Source organism: Roseateles sp. FW305-36 (assembly GCF_058787015.1).
Window position 1 is genome coordinate 108,497 of the sequence record NZ_JBYSZK010000015.1, and the last position, 15,022, is coordinate 123,518.

At 68.1% G+C, this 15,022-nt stretch carries 15 protein-coding genes; 9 read left to right on the plus strand and 6 right to left on the minus strand.

The window, feature by feature from the left end; genetic code table 11:
- The first annotated feature begins 34 nt into the window (after nucleotides 1–34).
- The 5 genes from AC3WOE_RS23835 (at nucleotide 35) to AC3WOE_RS23855 (ending at nucleotide 6,601) form a co-directional block, all read left to right on the plus strand.
- Nucleotides 35–895 (plus strand): dienelactone hydrolase family protein, encoded by an 861-nt coding sequence (locus tag AC3WOE_RS23835; protein ID WP_492693880.1) that lies wholly within the window; start codon nucleotides 35–37, stop codon nucleotides 893–895.
- A gap of 69 nt (nucleotides 896–964) precedes the next feature.
- Nucleotides 965–1,747 carry a ZIP family metal transporter gene (locus AC3WOE_RS23840; protein ID WP_492693881.1) on the plus strand — a complete coding sequence of 261 codons (783 nt, stop codon included), beginning with the start codon at nucleotides 965–967 and terminating at the stop codon, nucleotides 1,745–1,747.
- Nucleotides 1,734–2,783 (plus strand): helix-turn-helix domain-containing protein, encoded by a 1,050-nt coding sequence (locus AC3WOE_RS23845; protein WP_492693882.1) that lies wholly within the window; start codon nucleotides 1,734–1,736, stop codon nucleotides 2,781–2,783. Before AC3WOE_RS23840 ends, AC3WOE_RS23845 begins: the two co-directional genes overlap by 14 nt.
- A gap of 94 nt (nucleotides 2,784–2,877) precedes the next feature.
- Nucleotides 2,878–3,927, plus strand: a complete 1,050-nt coding sequence (locus tag AC3WOE_RS23850; protein ID WP_492693883.1) for an alpha/beta hydrolase family protein — start codon at nucleotides 2,878–2,880, stop codon at nucleotides 3,925–3,927.
- Nucleotides 3,928–4,006: 79 nt separating this feature from the next.
- A complete protein-coding gene (locus AC3WOE_RS23855) occupies nucleotides 4,007–6,601 on the plus strand; it encodes an RHS repeat domain-containing protein (protein WP_492693884.1) in 2,595 nt (864 codons plus the stop codon).
- A 756-nt stretch (nucleotides 6,602–7,357) separates the two neighbouring features.
- Here AC3WOE_RS23855 and trxC read toward each other — a convergent pair.
- Together trxC and AC3WOE_RS23865 are read right to left on the minus strand one after the other, a co-directional pair.
- The gene (gene trxC / locus AC3WOE_RS23860) at nucleotides 7,358–7,780 is read right to left on the minus strand and encodes a thioredoxin TrxC (RefSeq protein ID WP_492693885.1); all 423 of its coding nucleotides are present in this window, start codon (nucleotides 7,778–7,780) and stop codon (nucleotides 7,358–7,360) included.
- 87 nt (nucleotides 7,781–7,867) lie between these two features.
- Nucleotides 7,868–8,440 carry a TetR/AcrR family transcriptional regulator gene (locus AC3WOE_RS23865; RefSeq protein WP_492693886.1) on the minus strand — a complete coding sequence of 191 codons (573 nt, stop codon included), beginning with the start codon at nucleotides 8,438–8,440 and terminating at the stop codon, nucleotides 7,868–7,870.
- 116 nt (nucleotides 8,441–8,556) lie between these two features.
- On the opposite strand from AC3WOE_RS23865, the gene AC3WOE_RS23870 reads away from it, so the two are divergent.
- Together AC3WOE_RS23870 and AC3WOE_RS23875 are read left to right on the plus strand one after the other, a co-directional pair.
- On the plus strand, nucleotides 8,557–9,846 hold the full coding sequence (locus AC3WOE_RS23870; protein ID WP_492693887.1) for an MFS transporter: 1,290 nt from the start codon (nucleotides 8,557–8,559) through the stop codon (nucleotides 9,844–9,846).
- A 165-nt stretch (nucleotides 9,847–10,011) separates the two neighbouring features.
- The gene (locus AC3WOE_RS23875) at nucleotides 10,012–10,224 is read left to right on the plus strand and encodes a hypothetical protein (protein WP_492693888.1); all 213 of its coding nucleotides are present in this window, start codon (nucleotides 10,012–10,014) and stop codon (nucleotides 10,222–10,224) included.
- Nucleotides 10,225–10,299: 75 nt separating this feature from the next.
- Here AC3WOE_RS23875 and AC3WOE_RS23880 read toward each other — a convergent pair whose 3' ends face one another.
- The 4 genes from AC3WOE_RS23880 to AC3WOE_RS23895 all read right to left on the minus strand — a co-directional run bounded on the left by AC3WOE_RS23880 (nucleotide 10,300) and on the right by AC3WOE_RS23895 (nucleotide 13,642).
- Complete coding sequence (locus tag AC3WOE_RS23880; protein ID WP_492693889.1) at nucleotides 10,300–10,734, minus strand: universal stress protein; 435 nt, start codon at nucleotides 10,732–10,734, stop codon at nucleotides 10,300–10,302.
- A gap of 81 nt (nucleotides 10,735–10,815) precedes the next feature.
- A complete protein-coding gene (locus AC3WOE_RS23885; RefSeq protein ID WP_492693890.1) occupies nucleotides 10,816–11,631 on the minus strand; it encodes a sulfurtransferase in 816 nt (271 codons plus the stop codon).
- A complete protein-coding gene (locus AC3WOE_RS23890; RefSeq protein ID WP_492693891.1) occupies nucleotides 11,628–12,530 on the minus strand; it encodes a DMT family transporter in 903 nt (300 codons plus the stop codon). Before AC3WOE_RS23890 ends, AC3WOE_RS23885 begins: the two co-directional genes overlap by 4 nt.
- Complete coding sequence (locus AC3WOE_RS23895; RefSeq protein ID WP_492693892.1) at nucleotides 12,530–13,642, minus strand: aromatic ring-hydroxylating oxygenase subunit alpha; 1,113 nt, start codon at nucleotides 13,640–13,642, stop codon at nucleotides 12,530–12,532. Before AC3WOE_RS23895 ends, AC3WOE_RS23890 begins: the two co-directional genes overlap by 1 nt.
- 234 nt (nucleotides 13,643–13,876) lie before the next feature.
- Here AC3WOE_RS23895 and xseB point away from each other — a divergent pair, with 234 nt between their 5' ends.
- Entirely contained in the window at nucleotides 13,877–14,137 is a 261-nt protein-coding gene (gene xseB, locus AC3WOE_RS23900) for an exodeoxyribonuclease VII small subunit (RefSeq protein ID WP_310262216.1), read from the plus strand.
- Nucleotides 14,134–15,021 carry a polyprenyl synthetase family protein gene (locus AC3WOE_RS23905; protein ID WP_492693893.1) on the plus strand — a complete coding sequence of 296 codons (888 nt, stop codon included), beginning with the start codon at nucleotides 14,134–14,136 and terminating at the stop codon, nucleotides 15,019–15,021. Before xseB ends, AC3WOE_RS23905 begins: the two co-directional genes overlap by 4 nt.
- Nucleotide 15,022: the final 1 nt, after the last annotated feature.

Here is a 15,022-nt window from a genome sequence, read left to right on the forward strand (position 1 = left end):
CGCCCCTTCGTAACCACCCCATCCGGGAGCCCCCATGTTGAAAGACGAGATCGACAGCCTCGCGCCGTCCCGCGACTTCAGCCGCCGCAGCTTTGTGCAGACGACCGTGGGCAGCGGCTTTGCGGCCGCCGTGCTGCCGGTGACGGCGCAGACCATCACGACCGATGCGGCGGGCCTGGAGGTCGGCCCGGTCACCATCCCCGTGGGCGACTTCCAGATGCCGGCCTACCGCGCGATGCCGGCGGGCAAGAAGAACCTGCCCGTGGTGCTGGTGGCCAGCGAGATCTTCGGCGTGCACGAGCACATCGCCGACGTCTGCCGGCGCTTTGCCAAGCAGGGCTATCTGGCCATCGCGCCCGAGCTCTTCGTGCGCCACGGCGATGCCGGCGCCTATACCGACATCCCCAAGCTCGTTTCCGAGGTCGTCGCCAAGGCTTCCGGCGCCCAGGTCAACGGCGACCTGGATGCCACCGTCGCCTGGGCCGCGGCCAACGGCGGCGACACGAGCAGGCTGGCCATCACCGGCTTCTGCTGGGGCGGCGGCACGACCTGGCGCTATGCGGCGCACAACCCCAGGCTGACGGCTGCCGCGGCCTGGTATGGCCCGGTGGCACGCAGCTACCACCCGGGCGACAAGACCATCATCGAGCTGGCCGCCAGCATCAAGGCACCAGTGCTGGCCCTGTACGGCGCGGCCGACGGCGGCATTCCCGTCGACACCCTGACCCAGCTCGAAGCCGCGCTGAAGGCCGCCGGAAACACGAAGTGCGAGTTCGTCGTCTACCCCGACACGCCCCACGCCTTCTACGCCGACTACCGCCCCAGCTACCGCAAGGCCGCCGCCGACGACGCCTGGGCGCGCTGCCTGGCCTGGTTCAAGAAGAACGGGGTTTGACAGCTCTGCTACGCTGACCGGGTTCGGGCCGCAGTCCATGGCTGTGGCCCGTTGCTTTTGCTGCCATCCATGACCCTTCTCTACATCGTGCTCGCCACCTTCGCGGGCGGCCTGCTGTCGGTGCTCGTTGCGGCGAGCCTGACCATCGGCGTGCTGACCCGCCTCGTGAAGAGCCTCGTCAGCCTGTCGGCCGGCATCCTGCTGGGCACCTCGCTGCTGAACGTGCTGCCCGAGGCCTTCGAGAGCCGCACCGCCCAGCCCCAGACCCTGTTCGCCGTGCTGCTGGGCGGCCTGCTGTTCTTCTGGCTGCTGGAGAAGGTCGAGCTCTACCGCCACGTCCACCACCACGAGGGCGACGGCCACCACCATCACCACCACTTCGACGCAGAGCAGGCCGGCCGCGGCGGCCTGACCGTGCTGGTGGGCGACAGCATCCACAACTTCTGCGACGGCGCCATCATCGCGGCTGCCTTCCTGGCCGACACCCGCCTGGGTTTCGCCACTGCCCTGGCCATCGTCGCTCACGAGATCCCGCAGGAAGTCGGCGACTACATCGTGCTGCTGAACGCCGGCCTGTCACGGGGCAAGGCCCTGCTGTTCAACGCCATCTCGGGCATGGCCTCGGTGGTCGGCGGCGTGCTGGGCTATTTCCTGATCGGCAGCTTCGACGGCGTGCTGCCCTATCTGCTGGTGCTGGCTTCCAGCAGCTTCATCTACATCTCGGTGGCCGACCTGCTGCCCCAGCTGCAGCAGCGCCTGGCCTGGCGCGAGACCCTCGCCCAGGTGGCCTGGCTGGCCGTCGGCCTGGGCGTGGCCTTCGCGGTGTCGCAGCTGCTGCATGGCACTCATTGACGCGGGGCTGCGCGGCGCGCTGATCGCGCTGCTGGCCCTCGTCATCGCTGCGCTGCGCCCGCACTGGCGCCATCCGCGGCATGCCGAGCTGGTGCGCATCGGCATCGCGCTGACCCTTTCCCTCGTCGTCCAGACCCTGTCGGCCTCGCCCTGGGTCGAGCACGAGCTGCGCTGCCAGCCGCAGGCGCCCGGCATCGGCATCTCGCTGGGCTCGGCGGTGCTGTTCTGGCTGTTCGCCCGCGCCGTCTTCGAGGACGGCTTCAGGCTGCGCGCCTGGCATGGCGGGCTGTGGGCGGCGGTGGCCCTGTTCGGCGCCACCGTCTGCCAGTGGAACGCCTGGTGGCAGGGCTGGGTGCTGATGCGCACCATCCCCATCGTCTTTGCCTTGCTGGGCATTGCCGCCGTCGTCGGCCCCTGGCGGGTTGACCTGATCGAGCAGCGGCGCCGGCTGCGCGGCGTCGTCGTGGGCGGCGGCGTGGCCTATGCCCTTCTGCTGGTGGCCCTGCGCGTCAGTTCGGCCGACGGCAGCCTGAGTGCCGGCGCGGCCCTGGTCGACGTCGCCCTGCTGCTGACCCTGACCGCCGTCATCGCCGGCCAGCTGCTCGCGCCGCGCGCCCATGGCCTGTGGGGCGAGCCCGCGGCAGTGGTGCCAGCGCCCGCGCCGCCGGCCGAAGACCCGCAGGACAAGGCCGTCGCCGCCGCCCTCGCCAAGCTGATGGCCGAGGGCCGCGGCTATGCCCAGGAGGGCCTGAGCCTGGCCGGCCTGGCCGAGCAGCTGGGCACGCCCGAGTACCGGCTGCGTCGCGTCATCAACCAGGGCTTGGGCCATCGCAACTTCAACGCCTATGTGAACGGCCTGCGGCTGGAAGAAGCCAAGCGCCGCCTGGCCGACCCGGCCGAGCGCGGCCTGCCGGTGCTGAGCATTGCGCTGGACGTCGGCTTCGGCTCCATCGGACCCTTCAACCGCGCCTTCAAGGCCGACACGGGCCTGACGCCCACCGAGTTCCGCCAGCAGAAATTGCTGGCCGATTCCTAGAAAGCAGCGCCGAAACCTGCAAAACCGAGGTTTCGGCCAGACGCGGCGGGCGGCGCGGCTGAACCTGAAGGCTCCCAACCCAAGAGGAGCCGTCATGAAGTTCTTGCAAACCTTGCTCGCCAGCCTGGTCCTGACTGTCACCGTTCAGGCCGCCCAGGCCGCCAGCGTCGGCACGCTGATCCTGCCCGCCGACGACCAAGGCGACGCCGTCACCCTGTTCTATCCCACCGCTGCCGCCGGCCGCCCCGAAACCCGTGGCGACCTGCAGCTGATGCTGGCGCCCGACGCACCGCCCGCCGCCGGCAACGGCCGCCTCATCGCCATCTCCCACGGCTCCGGCGGCGGCCCCTGGGTGCACACCACGCTGGCCAAGGCCCTGGTCGAGGCCGGCTTCACCGTCGTGCTGCCCCTGCACCGTGGCGACAACTGGACCGACCCCGGCCGCCCCGGCCCCGAGAGCTGGAAGCAGCGCCCCGCCGAGATCAGCCACGCCATCGACCGCGTGGCCGCCGACCCGCGCTTCGCCCACCTGAAGCTGGACCGCGTCGGCGGCTTCGGCATGTCGGCCGGCGGGCACACCATGCTGACCTTGGCCGGCGGCGCCTGGTCGCCCGAGCGCTTTCGCGCCGCCTGCGAGCAGCATCTGGCCGACGACTTCCCGGCCTGCGTCGGCCTGTTCACCGGCCTGACCGGTGGCGCGCTGGATGGTTTCAAGCTCTGGCTGGCTCGCCATGTGTTGAGCTGGAAGTTCCGCGGCGACGACGCGCCGCAGACCTACACCGACCCGCGCCTGGCCGCCATCGTCGCCGCCGTGCCCGCCGCGGCCGACTTCGACCCCGCCACCCTGGCCCAGCCGCGCGTGCCCCTGGCCCTGATCACCGCCGACGGCGACCGCTGGCTGGCGCCGCGCTTTCACAGCGATGCCATCCTGGCCGCCTGCCAGGGTTGCGAGCGGCTGGTGGAGCTGAAGGGCGCGGGCCACGGCGCCCTGCTGGCCCCGCCGCCGCCGGCCGACAAGCTGGGGCGGCTGGAATGCGAGCTGCTGTGCGACCCCGAGGGCTTCGACCGGCCGGCCGCGACAGCGCAGTGGGCGAGCGCGACGGTGGGCTTCTTCAGGCGGCAGCTGCTTCCTCAAAATGAATGAAGCCCTTCGCAAGGACCGCTAAACCCTGCCCTGAATCCCTGGATCAACCCAGCAACACGGATTGCCGGGGAGAGAAGACATGGTCGCAGTGGTCACGGGCAGCGGCACGGGCTTGGTCAACAGCTCCAGGGACGTACTCGGCAGCGGCGGCGAACTGGGCAGTGCGTCGACGGGGCGCGCCGGTGAGCGCGTCACGGTCAACGCCGCCAACGGCAATCTCATCGTTCAGGATCGCGATGAATACCTGGTGGGCATAGGCCCGGACGTCGACCTGCTGCGCACCTACAACAGCCAGGGCGGCTGGGATGGCGACAACGGTGATGGCTGGCGCGTGGGCTACTACCGGCGGGTCAGCGGGCTGACCAGCACGGTCAATACCGTCGGCAGCACCATCCGGCGCGTCGAAGCCGACGGCAGCGAATCCGTCTTTACCTGCAACGGCGTGCGCTACGTCTGCACCGACGGGGCCGGCCAGTACGACACCCTGAGCTTTGACGGCGCCAACTGGACCTGGACCGATGGCGACACCGGGGTCAAGGAGTTGTACGAGCTCTATGGCGCCGGGAGCTACCGCTTGCGCCAGATCACAGACGCGGACGGGAACTTCGTCCGGGTCGATTACGGCGCGTCGGGCCTGATCTCGACGCTGGCTACCTACAAGGCCGGCGCCACGGCGCCCAGCGAGACGCTCACGCTGACCTATGCCGGCACCGACCTTCAGCAGGTGTCCACCAGCTATCTGGATGCACAGAACCAGGTCAGGACGCGCGGCGTCACCCGCTACGCCTATGTCAGCGGCCGGCTGGACACCGTCACCACCGACCTCAGCCCGGAAGACAACAGCATCAGCGACGGCAAGGTCTACACCGTCCGCTATGGCTATGACGCCGGCGGCAGGCTCAACAGCATCGGGCAGGCGGACGGCACGCAGATCACGATCAACTACGAAGCCGGTACCAGGCGCGTGACTTCGGTGCTGGACGGGCGTGGGCTGGGCACCGGCTTCACCTACGACGCGCCTGGCGTCACGACGGTCAAGGATGCGCTGGGGCGGGCCACCACGCTGAAGTACGGCGCGAAGGGCGAGCTGCTCGAAGTGTCGGGTGCCATGACCGGCGGCAGCAGCTTTGCCCAGAAGTACAGCTACTACCCCGCCACGGGCGACCTGTGGACCAGCACCAACGCCAGGAACGAGACGACCACTTACGAATACAACGGCGCCGGTGCGCTGGCGCGTCGAACCGATGCTGCGGGTAATGTTTTGGAGCGCGCCTACACAGCAGAAGGGCTGGTCTCCTCCGAGACCCTCTATCGCGTTCCCGATCCGGACGGCGTTGCGGGCGCCGGCAAGGCCAGTGTGCCTCTCACCACCAGCTATTACTACGACACCAGCTCGGGCCACCGGCGCCTTCAATACGTCATCCACGGTGACGGCTCACTGACGAGCTATGTCTACGACACCGTCTCGGGCCAGCTGAGCGACACCTTCAAGTACAGCCCGGAAGTCGTCTTCACCGGCAACCGACAGACTTGGTCCGAGGTCAGCGCCTTTGTCACCAATGCCTTCAAGACCGACAAGGGGATTCTGCGCACCCATCACGAATATGACCTGCGCGGCCTGCTGAGCAGGGAGCGCAGCTATGCCAGCAGCACCTACAACCCGACGACCAACTGGGTCGACTTCGTCGACGCCACCGATACCCTCTATACCTATGACCCGTCAGGCCGGCTGCTCAGCCGTCTGGACGCCAGCGGCGTGAAGCTGGCCTACGCCTACGACGGGCTTGGGCGCGTCACCAGGACGATCGACACCAACAACGTCGCGACGATCTACAGCTATGACGATGCCGGTCGCAAGACCAGCGTTCAGCTCGACAACGGGCAGACCACGGTCCAGGTGTTCAACCCGTGGGGCGACCTCATCTCCAGCGATGTCCTTGGCACCGGCAACACCGCAGCCAACCTGAAGAAGTTGGGTGAAACCCGCTACAGCTATGACGACCTGGGTCGGCTGTGGCGCACCACCGATGCCACCGGCGTCTCCAGCTACAGCCTGTATGACGTCAGCGGGCGCAAGAGCGCGGACATCGCTCCCAGCGGCCAGCTCACCGAATATCTGTACGACGGTGCGGGCCGTCTGACTCAGCAGATCGCTTACGCCAACCCGTTGATCAAGACGGCGCTGGATGGCCTGACTGCCGCCAGTACCGTGACCAGCACGCGGCCTGGGCTGTCCGGTCAGGACCGCATCACCAGCTATTACTACGACGCCGCGGGCCGCCTCACAGGCACGCTGGATGCAGACGGCTATCTCACCCAAACAAATTACGACGGCACGGGGGCGGTGACCTCGCAAACCACCTTCGCCAACGCGGTGGTCGTGATCCGGCTCGATGCGGGATTGGGAACGACGCGAAATACCGCACCCGCCCAACCAGGGCCGACTGCGGATGTGGTCAAGGACCGTACCGTTCGCAGCCTCTACGACGCTGCGGGGCGCCTGATGGCGCAGATCGATGGCGACGGCGGGTTGACTCGATGGAGCTATGACGCCGTCGGCAATCGCCGGTCGCCGGTATTGGTCTTGATGATCTTGCCGAGCGTCGAGTATTCGAAGAATTCTTCCCAGCCGTCGCCAATACCCTTGGCACTGATCTCGCCAAAGGCGTTGTAGCGGGTCTTGCGGGTTTCGGCCTGGACGGGCTTGTCACTCTCGTATGTGGTCTCGGTTGCGATGCGCCCGGCGGCGTCCAGCGCATACCGATGGACGAGGTTGCGGCTCGTCGCATCCGAGCGAAGCACGTTCAGGCTGGTTCGTCTGACCAGCCCGCCCTGGCCGTCGTATTCGTACTGCGTCGCAGCGCCGCTCGGGTCGGTCGAGCGCACCAACAGGCCGTTGGCGTCATATTCGTACCGTGTGATGCGGTCATCGGTTTCGACGGCGTCGTCAAGCCCTCGCTGGATGCGGCGGGTCACGTCACCCAGACCGTTGTATTCCAGGTTGGCGGTCGGCCGCACGCTGGCGTTCTGCCAGTCGATGAAGGCCACGCCCAGGCGACGGACTTCTCGCCCCAGGTTGTCGTAGTAGACATCGCTGCGTTCCCAGGTCTGATCACCGCCCAGTTGAGCAGCCAGTTCGTTCAGCAGGGTGACATGCCCGAGGCCGTTGTACTCGTAGCGCGTAACGGCACTGGCGACATTCCTCGTACGCTTCCCCTAGTGCCATGTCGGGGCGAAGCTTTCGTTCGCGAGGCGAATGAGCAAGATGTTGCGGCGCCGGGTATTGAGAGGGAATTGAGGGCTAGGTGTTCTAGCCCTTTTCCGCCTTTTGGCTGGATCCCACAGGTCCCGCGCACAGCGCATCGAACACCGCGCGGCGCATCTCGTCGCGGCCCGCGGCGAGCCTCGGGAAGGCGCCAGCGATGACCAGCTAGCGAAGCGCCCTGTCCAACCAAGCCCCAAGCTGCGCCGCCGTCATCGCCCCACTCTGCCTCGCCACTTCGCGCCCACCCACAAACAGCACCGTCGTCGGAATGCTTCGAATCTGCAGGCTGGCACCGCTGCGCTGAGCCGCATCGCTGTCCACCTTGACGAAGCGGATGTCGGGCCGGGCGCTGGCGAGCTGCTCGAAGTGCGGCGCGTAGCTGCGGCAGGGGCCGCACCAGGCGGCCCAGAAGTCCACCAGCACCGGGGCCTCGGTGCCCTGCAGATAGGGGCCGAGGTCGGCGTCGCCCAGCGCCAAGGGCTTGCGCGGTGCGACGGGGCCGCCGCAGTGGCCGCAGGTCGGGTCGTCGGCGAGGCGTTCATTCGGCACGCGGTTGCGGGTGCCGCATTGGGGGCAGACGAGGATCATGGTGGTCTTGAATTCAGTGCAAGAGCCGCGGGTTGGCGCACTGCGCGGCGCCGATTGCGGACGTAGATCGGGCCGGACAACGCGGTTTCAATCCGCCAGCTTCTCGATCTGCTCGCGCACCTGCTTCAGTACCTCGTTGGCCAGGGCGGTGTCGGTCTTGGCGACGCCGCGCGAGAGGGCCATGGCGCCGATGAGGGCGGCCACGGCAAGGGTGGCCTTGGATGGGTCCATGCCCTGCGGATCGAGCACGGCCTGCAGGCCCTCGCGCAGCTCCAGGAAGCCGGCCGTGTAGCTCTGGCTCACGGCCTCGCTCTGGCGGCCGGTGTCGCAGGCCGAGGTGACGACCGGGCAACCGGCGGCCTGGTCGTCGCGCACGCGGCGGCTCAGGTATTGGTCGAGGTAGGTGGCCAGCGTGGGCGTCTTGCCGCTGCCGGCCTTGGTGGTCCAGTCGAAACCCTTGCGGAAGCTGTGGGCGAAGGCCTGGGCGGCCAGGTCCTGCTTGTCGGCGAAATGCTTGTACAGCGCGCCATGCGTCAGGCCGGCGGCCTTGCAGATGTCGGCCACGCCGACGCCGTCGATGCCGTGCTGCTTGAACAACTTGGCCGCCGCGTCCAGCAGCGCCAGGCGGTTGAGTTCGGACTGTTCCTTGGTGACCTTCATGGCTTCATCGCTCCCGCAAAGGCTTGGGCAGGGCAGGGTGATTGCATGTTTTTGATTATGACTGATACCATTGTGTTTTGAGATCAATCGCAATCAAAACTTGCCGAGGTGATGTGATGCTGGCTTCCCGTCTTTCCCAGTGGCTGCAGCGCCGCGGCATCCACTACGCCTGGGTGGTGGCCGCGCTGACCTTCCTGGCCATGCTGGTCACGTCGGCGGCGCTGGGCTTGCCCGGTGCGCTGCTGCAGCCGTTGACCAAGGAGTTCGGCTGGAGCACGACGGAGCTGTCGTCGGTGTTCGCGACGCGCTTCGCGCTGTTCGGGCTGCTGGGCCCGTTCGCGGCCGTGCTGCTGATGCGCTTCGGCGTGCGCCATGTCGTCACGCTGGCGTCGCTGACCATCGGTGGCACGCTGCTGCTGGGCATGTTCATGCACAGTCTCGGCCAGGCCTTTGTGCTGTGGGGCGTGGTGCTGGGCCTGGGCACGGGCATGACGGCCATGGTGCTGGGCGCCACGGTCGTGAATCGCTGGTTCGTCGAGCGCAAGGGCCTGGTCATGGGCCTGCTGGCGGGCAGCAGCGCGACGGGGCAGCTCGTCTTCCTGCCGCTGGCCACCTGGCTGATCGAAAACCACGGCTGGCGTGCGGCGCTATGGCCAGTGGTCATCGCCACCGGCGTTGTAGCCACGCTGGTGATGCTGTTGGTGCGCAACTCACCCGGCGACCTGGGCCTGCTGCCCTACGGCGCCACCGCCGACATGCCCGCTGCGGCCGCCGGCCCCAAGCCGACCTGGAAGCTGCCCTTCGAGACGCTGGCGAGCGCCGCGCGCGTGCCGGCCTTCTGGGTGCTGGCCGGTAGCTTCTTCATCTGCGGCCTGAGTACCAACGGCCTGGTGCAGACCCATTTCATCTCGCTGTGCGGCGACCGCGGCCTGGGGCCGGTGCCAGCGGCTTCGGTGCTGGCCATGATGGGGGTGTTCGACCTCGTCGGCACGACGCTGTCGGGCTGGTTGTCGGACCGTTTCGACAACCGCAAGCTGCTGTTCTGGTACTACGGCCTGCGCGGGCTGTCGCTGTTCTGGCTGCCGTATTCGGACTTCACGGTCGCCGGCCTCTCCACCTTCGCCATCTTCTATGGGCTGGACTGGATCGCCACCGTGCCGCCCACCGTCAAGCTGGCGGCGCAGGTCTTCGGGCCGGCGCGCGCGGGGCTGGTGTTCGGCTGGGTGTTCGCCTTCCACCAGCTCGGCGCGGCCACGGCGGCCTTCGGCGCCGGCTTCACGCGCTCGGTGATGCTGTCCTATTCGCCGGCGCTGTTCGTCGCGGGCGGGGCCTGCCTGGTGGCGGCGGTGGCGGTGATGGGCGTGCGTTCGTCTTCGGCAAGGGTGGCGCCGGTGGGCGCGGCTTGATGAAGGCGTCGCGCAACTGAAGCACAAGGACTTCTTTCATTCACGCTGCCCGGCAGAACATTTGAAACGCAGCGGTCGCGGTGGGAAACGGGGGTGATACCTGCGCTGACGACAGTGACGGCTTTCCATCCGCGCCGCTTGCGAGCGCCTCGTCGAAAGCCTTCCATGAAAAGCCTGCCCGTCCTCGAGTTCTTCGTCGCCCTGTTCGACACCTTGCTTGCCGCCCTGGGTGTTGTGCTGTGCTGCGCAGCGGTCGTGGCCGCCCTGCCTCCCGAGGTGGTGGCAAACGCCGAGCCCGTGCCGGCGTCTTTCGATGGTGCGATGCCGACGTGGGACGGTGTGGAGGCCGACACGCTGGTGGTCGCGGTCCGGAACTGATCCGGCACCCGCCAAGCCCACCGCGACCTGCCGCAGGACCGGTGCGCCGCGAGGGCGCGCCGGGCCCAGCGGGCATCATTTGACGATGAGCACCGGCGTTTCGATGTGGGTCAGCACCTTCTGCGCCTCGCTGCCGAGCAGCAGGGCGGCGAAGCCCTTGCGGCCGTGCGAGGCCATGACGATGAGGTCGACGTTCTCGGTCTTGGCGTGGTCGACGATGGCTTCCCAGGCGTGCAGGGCCTCGACGGTGCTGGCCTTGCATGAAAGGCCTTGCGCCGCGGCGGACGCGCTGACGGCCTCGACGCGCTGGGTGGCGACGCGCAGCTGGGCGTCGATGAATTCCTGCGGCGGCACGGGCTGGATCTCGGAGACCGCGCTGTAGGGGAAGGGCTCCATGACGCTCAGCGTCAGCAGCTGGGCGCCATGCACCTTGGCGAGCTGGATGGCGGTGTCCACCGCGTGGGCGGTGATGTCGGAGCCGTCAGTGGGGACGAGGATGCGCTTGAACATTCGGTCCTCCAGTCGTTGCGGGGAACCACAGTGTGGCGCATCGGGGGCCGGAATGCTTGTCGGAGATCAAGCCTTTGTGCGTCAGCCCTTGGCGATGGGGCGAGCTGGGTCGGACGACCATTCGCTCCACGAACCCGGATACAACAAGCCGTCGCCGAGGCCGGCGTAGGCCATGGCGAGCAGGTTGTGACATGCGGTGACGCCCGAGCCGCACTGATGCACGACGACATCGGCGGCCAGGGGCTGCAGCTCGGCGCGCAGTTGCTCCGCCGGCTTGAAGCGGCCGTCGGCGCCGAGGTTGTCCTTGAAGAAGCGGTTGCTGGCGCCAGGGATGTGGCCGGCCGCCTTGTCCAGCGGCTCGACCTCGCCACGGAAGCGCTCGGCGGCGCGGGCGTCGATGAGGCGGACGGTGCCGAGCTTCTTCAGCAGGGTGGCGGCATCGATCTGGCCGACCAGGGGCTCGCCCGGCTGCCAGTCGCTGGCCGTGGCGGTGGGCAACTCGGCTGTCATCTCGCCGTCCCAGGCCCCGTTCAGCACGGCGACTTGCGGGTGGCCCAGCCAGCGCAGCATCCACCACAGATGGGCGCCGTAGGGGCCACCCTGGCGGTCATAGGCGACGACCTGGCGACCCGCACGGAGGCCCAGGCGGCGCATCAGGGCCGCGAAGGTCTCGCGCTCGGGCAGGGGGTGGCGGCCGCGGAAGGCGCCATCGGGGCCTGTCTTGTCGCCGCAGAGGTCGCGGTCCAGGTGCAGATAGAAGGCGCCGGGGATATGGCCGGCGGCATAGGCGCGTTCGCCGGCATCGGTGTCGGCGAGGTCGAAGCTGCACTCGATGACCAGCGGGTCCTGCAAGGTGCGCAGTTCGGCGGGGGAGATCAGGGTGGTGAAGGGCTTCATGAATCAGCGGGGTTGAACTGACTGTCTTTCGCGGGCGGGGCGACCTTGCCGCGCAGCAGCGTCGCGCCGATGCCGGCACCGATGATGAGCAGCATGCCGAAGAAGGCATGCCAGGTCAGCGGGTCCTTGAACAGCAGCATGCCGTAGACGAAGGAGAACACGATGCCCAGGTATTGCAGGCAGGCATTCACCAGCGGCCGGCCGATGGAATAGGCGCGCGTCAGGCAGACCTGGGCGGTGGTGGCCAGCACGCCCACGGCCAGCAGCAGGCTGGCGCCCCACAGCGTGTGGCTGTGCAGGCCGCCTTCGGCTATTGCCGTGATGAGGGCGCCGGCCACGCAGCCGCCGACCGAGAAGTAGAAGACGACGCGCAGTTCGGGCTCGCCGACGCGGCCGAGGGCCGTGACCTGCAGATAGGCCATCGCGGCGATCATGCCGGACAGCAGGCCGGCCAGGCCGTGCCAGAGCTGCTGCTGGTCCAGCGTCGGGCGCAGGATCAACGCCACGCCGACGAAGCCCAGCAGCACCGAGGCCATCAGCCGCCAGTCCAGGCGCTGGGCCCCCATCAGCACGGCGCCGCCGAGCAGGAAGAGGGCCATCCAGACCGAGGACATGTAGTTCAGCGTCATGGCCGTGGCCAGCGGCAGCTTGCCGATGGCGTAGAACCACAGGCACAGCGAGGTGACGCCGGAGATGCTGCGCCACAGATGCATGCCGGGCAGGCGGGTCTTGAGGCTGATGCCGGCGCGGTGCGACAGCAGGGCCATCATGATCGACCCGACCAGGCCGCGGTACATGACGATCTCGCTGGCCGCGTAGAACTCGCTGGCCAGCTTGACGCAGACACCCATGGTGGCGAACAGCAGCGTCGCCGCCACCATGAGCAGGGGCGCGGGCATCAGCCGGTGTAGTCCATCTGCTGCCGGTACCACTCGTGGAAGTGCTGCATGCCGTCTTCCATCGGGCTTTGATAGGGCCCGGTCTCGTTGTCGCCACGCATCATCAGGGCCTTGCGGCCGGCGTCCATGCGCTCGGCGATCTCGTCGTCTTCCACGCAGGTTTCCATGTAGGCGGCCTGGTGGGCCTCGACGAAGTCGCGCTCGAAGGCGGCGATTTCCTCGGGGTAGTAGAACTCGACGAGGTTGACCGTCTTCTCGGGCGATACCGGGTGCAGCGTGGACACGACCAGCACATGCGGGTACCACTCGACCATGATGTGCGGGTAGTAGGTCAGCCAGATGGCGCCGGCCTCGGGCGGGCGGCCCTCGCGGTACTTCAGCAGCTCGTCGTGCCAACGCTGGTAGACGGGCGAGCCGGGGCGCTCCAACCCCTGGTGCACGCCCACCGTCTGCACCGAGTGGTGCTTGCCGAATTCCCAGGCCAGGTCGTCACAGCTGACGAAGGCGCCGAGGCCGGGGTGGAAGGGGCCGACGTGGTAGTCCTCGAGGTAGACCTCGATGAAGGTCTTCCAGTTGTAGTTGCACTCGTGGACCTGGACCTTGTCGAGCACATAGCCGGAGAAGTCGAGCTGGGCGCGCGTGCCCAGCCTGGCCAGTTCGGCGGCGACGTCGTGGCCGTTGTCCTCGAACAGCAGGCCGTTCCATTCCCGCAGCGGGTAGCGGTTCAGGTTCAGGCAGGGGTCGTGGTCGAAATGCGGGGCACCGATCAGCTCGCCCTGGTGGGAATAGGTCCAGCGGTGCAAGGGGCAGACGATATTGGCCTGGGTGTTGCCGCGCCCGCGCAGCATGACGGCCTGGCGATGCCGGCAGACGTTGGAAATCAGCTCGATCCCCTGGGCCGAACGCACCAGGGCGCGGCCTTCGCCTTCCTGGGGCAAGGCGTAGTGGTCACCGATTTCAGGGACGGCCAGTGCATGGCCGACGTAGCGGGGCCCTCGCTGAAAGATGCTGGCCTGCTCGCGCTGGAACAGATCGGTATCGAAATAGGCGCTCACCGGGAGCTGGGTCTGGCTGCGTTTCAGCGCCGAGACGGGAAGGCTCAGGTCGGACATGATCCAGGCGGGTCTTTCAGGCGGAGTAGGGGTGCTGCGTCCCTCCGGCGCATCTCGGGGTTGCCGAGTCGGCCAGGTTGCTTGTGTGGTGGAGATCGGGAGTCGCGCGGGCGCGCGCTCGGGCGAGAGGTCCGGGATTCTACCCATGCCCGGCTGGCTGTAGACGGAAGACACGGCTGGCTTGTGCGGGAATGGCAAAACCCGCTGACTACAATCAGCGTTTCGCGCTTTGAAATGACCAAGACCTCTCCCCGCACCAAGGCCGCCGCGACCGACGGCGATGCCGACCTCAGCTACGAGCAGGCGCTCGACGAGCTGGAGCGACTGGTGGCGGCCATGGAGGGGCAGCAGCTGCCGCTGGACCAGCTCCTGCACAGCTACAAGCGCGGCGCCGAGCTGCTGGCACTGTGCCGCGGCCGGCTGACGGCAGTCGAACAGCAGGTTAGGCTGCTGGATGGTGCCGAACTGAAGGCCTGGGAGGGCCCCGAATCTTGAATGCACAGGACTTTGACCGCTGGGTGCAGGCGTCGCTGACGGCCTTCGAAGCGGCTCTCGACGATCTCGTCCCCGCCGGCGCACCGGCCGGCCTGGGCGAGGCCATGCGCTATGCGGTGCTGGGCGGCGGCAAGCGCCTGCGCCCCCTGCTGGTGCTGGCCAGCTGCGCGGCCGTGGGCGGCGACAGCTTCGCCGCCATGCGCGCGGCCTGCTCGGTCGAGCTCATCCATGCCTATTCGCTGGTGCACGACGACATGCCCTGCATGGACGACGACGTGATGCGCCGCGGCAAGCCGACCACCCACGTCGCCTATGGCGAAGCCCAGGCCATGCTGGCCGGCGACGCCATGCAGGCCCTGGCCTTCGAGGTGCTGACGCCGGACTCCGGCATCGCTCCCGCTCTGCAGGCGCGGCTGTGTTCGCTGCTGGCCCGCTCGGCTGGCTACGACGGCATGGCCGGCGGCCAGGCCATCGACCTGGCCAGCATCGGCAAGGCCCTGGATGAATGCACCTTGCGCGACATGCACCGCCGCAAGACCGGCGTGCTGTTGCAGGCCAGTGTCATGATGGGCGCAGCCTGCGGGCCGGCCTCGGCACAGGCAACCCAGTCCCTGTCCGACTACGGCGCGGCCCTGGGCCTGGCCTTCCAGGTCGTCGACGACATCCTGGATGTCACCCAGGATTCCGCCGTGCTTGGCAAGACGGCCGGCAAGGATCAGGATGCGAACAAGCCGACCTATGTCAGCGTGCTGGGCATCGCCGCCGCGCGCACCCTGGCCCAGCAACTGCGCGCCGAGGCCAAGGCGGCCCTGGTCGCCAGTGGCCTGGCCGACGTCAGCCATCTGAGCCTGCTGGCCGACTCCGTCGTCGAGCGGGACAACTGAA

Excerpts from the sequence above, each read along its gene's own strand:
- AC3WOE_RS23865 (WP_492693886.1), bottom strand. The coding sequence starts at position 8,440 with ATGAAGGTCACCAAGGAACAGTCCGAACTCAACCGCCTGGCGCTGCTG.
- AC3WOE_RS23895 (WP_492693892.1), bottom strand. The coding sequence starts at position 13,642 with ATGTCCGACCTGAGCCTTCCCGTCTCGGCGCTGAAACGCAGCCAGACC.
- trxC (WP_492693885.1), bottom strand. The coding sequence starts at position 7,780 with ATGATCCTCGTCTGCCCCCAATGCGGCACCCGCAACCGCGTGCCGAAT.
- AC3WOE_RS23875 (WP_492693888.1), top strand. The coding sequence starts at position 10,012 with ATGAAAAGCCTGCCCGTCCTCGAGTTCTTCGTCGCCCTGTTCGACACC.
- AC3WOE_RS23855 (WP_492693884.1), top strand. The coding sequence starts at position 4,007 with ATGGTCGCAGTGGTCACGGGCAGCGGCACGGGCTTGGTCAACAGCTCC.
- AC3WOE_RS23840 (WP_492693881.1), top strand. The coding sequence starts at position 965 with ATGACCCTTCTCTACATCGTGCTCGCCACCTTCGCGGGCGGCCTGCTG.
- AC3WOE_RS23870 (WP_492693887.1), top strand. The coding sequence starts at position 8,557 with ATGCTGGCTTCCCGTCTTTCCCAGTGGCTGCAGCGCCGCGGCATCCAC.
- AC3WOE_RS23885 (WP_492693890.1), bottom strand. The coding sequence starts at position 11,631 with ATGAAGCCCTTCACCACCCTGATCTCCCCCGCCGAACTGCGCACCTTG.
- AC3WOE_RS23845 (WP_492693882.1), top strand. The coding sequence starts at position 1,734 with ATGGCACTCATTGACGCGGGGCTGCGCGGCGCGCTGATCGCGCTGCTG.
- AC3WOE_RS23850 (WP_492693883.1), top strand. The coding sequence starts at position 2,878 with ATGAAGTTCTTGCAAACCTTGCTCGCCAGCCTGGTCCTGACTGTCACC.
- xseB (WP_310262216.1), top strand. The coding sequence starts at position 13,877 with ATGACCAAGACCTCTCCCCGCACCAAGGCCGCCGCGACCGACGGCGAT.
- AC3WOE_RS23880 (WP_492693889.1), bottom strand. The coding sequence starts at position 10,734 with ATGTTCAAGCGCATCCTCGTCCCCACTGACGGCTCCGACATCACCGCC.
- AC3WOE_RS23890 (WP_492693891.1), bottom strand. The coding sequence starts at position 12,530 with ATGCCCGCGCCCCTGCTCATGGTGGCGGCGACGCTGCTGTTCGCCACC.
- AC3WOE_RS23835 (WP_492693880.1), top strand. The coding sequence starts at position 35 with ATGTTGAAAGACGAGATCGACAGCCTCGCGCCGTCCCGCGACTTCAGC.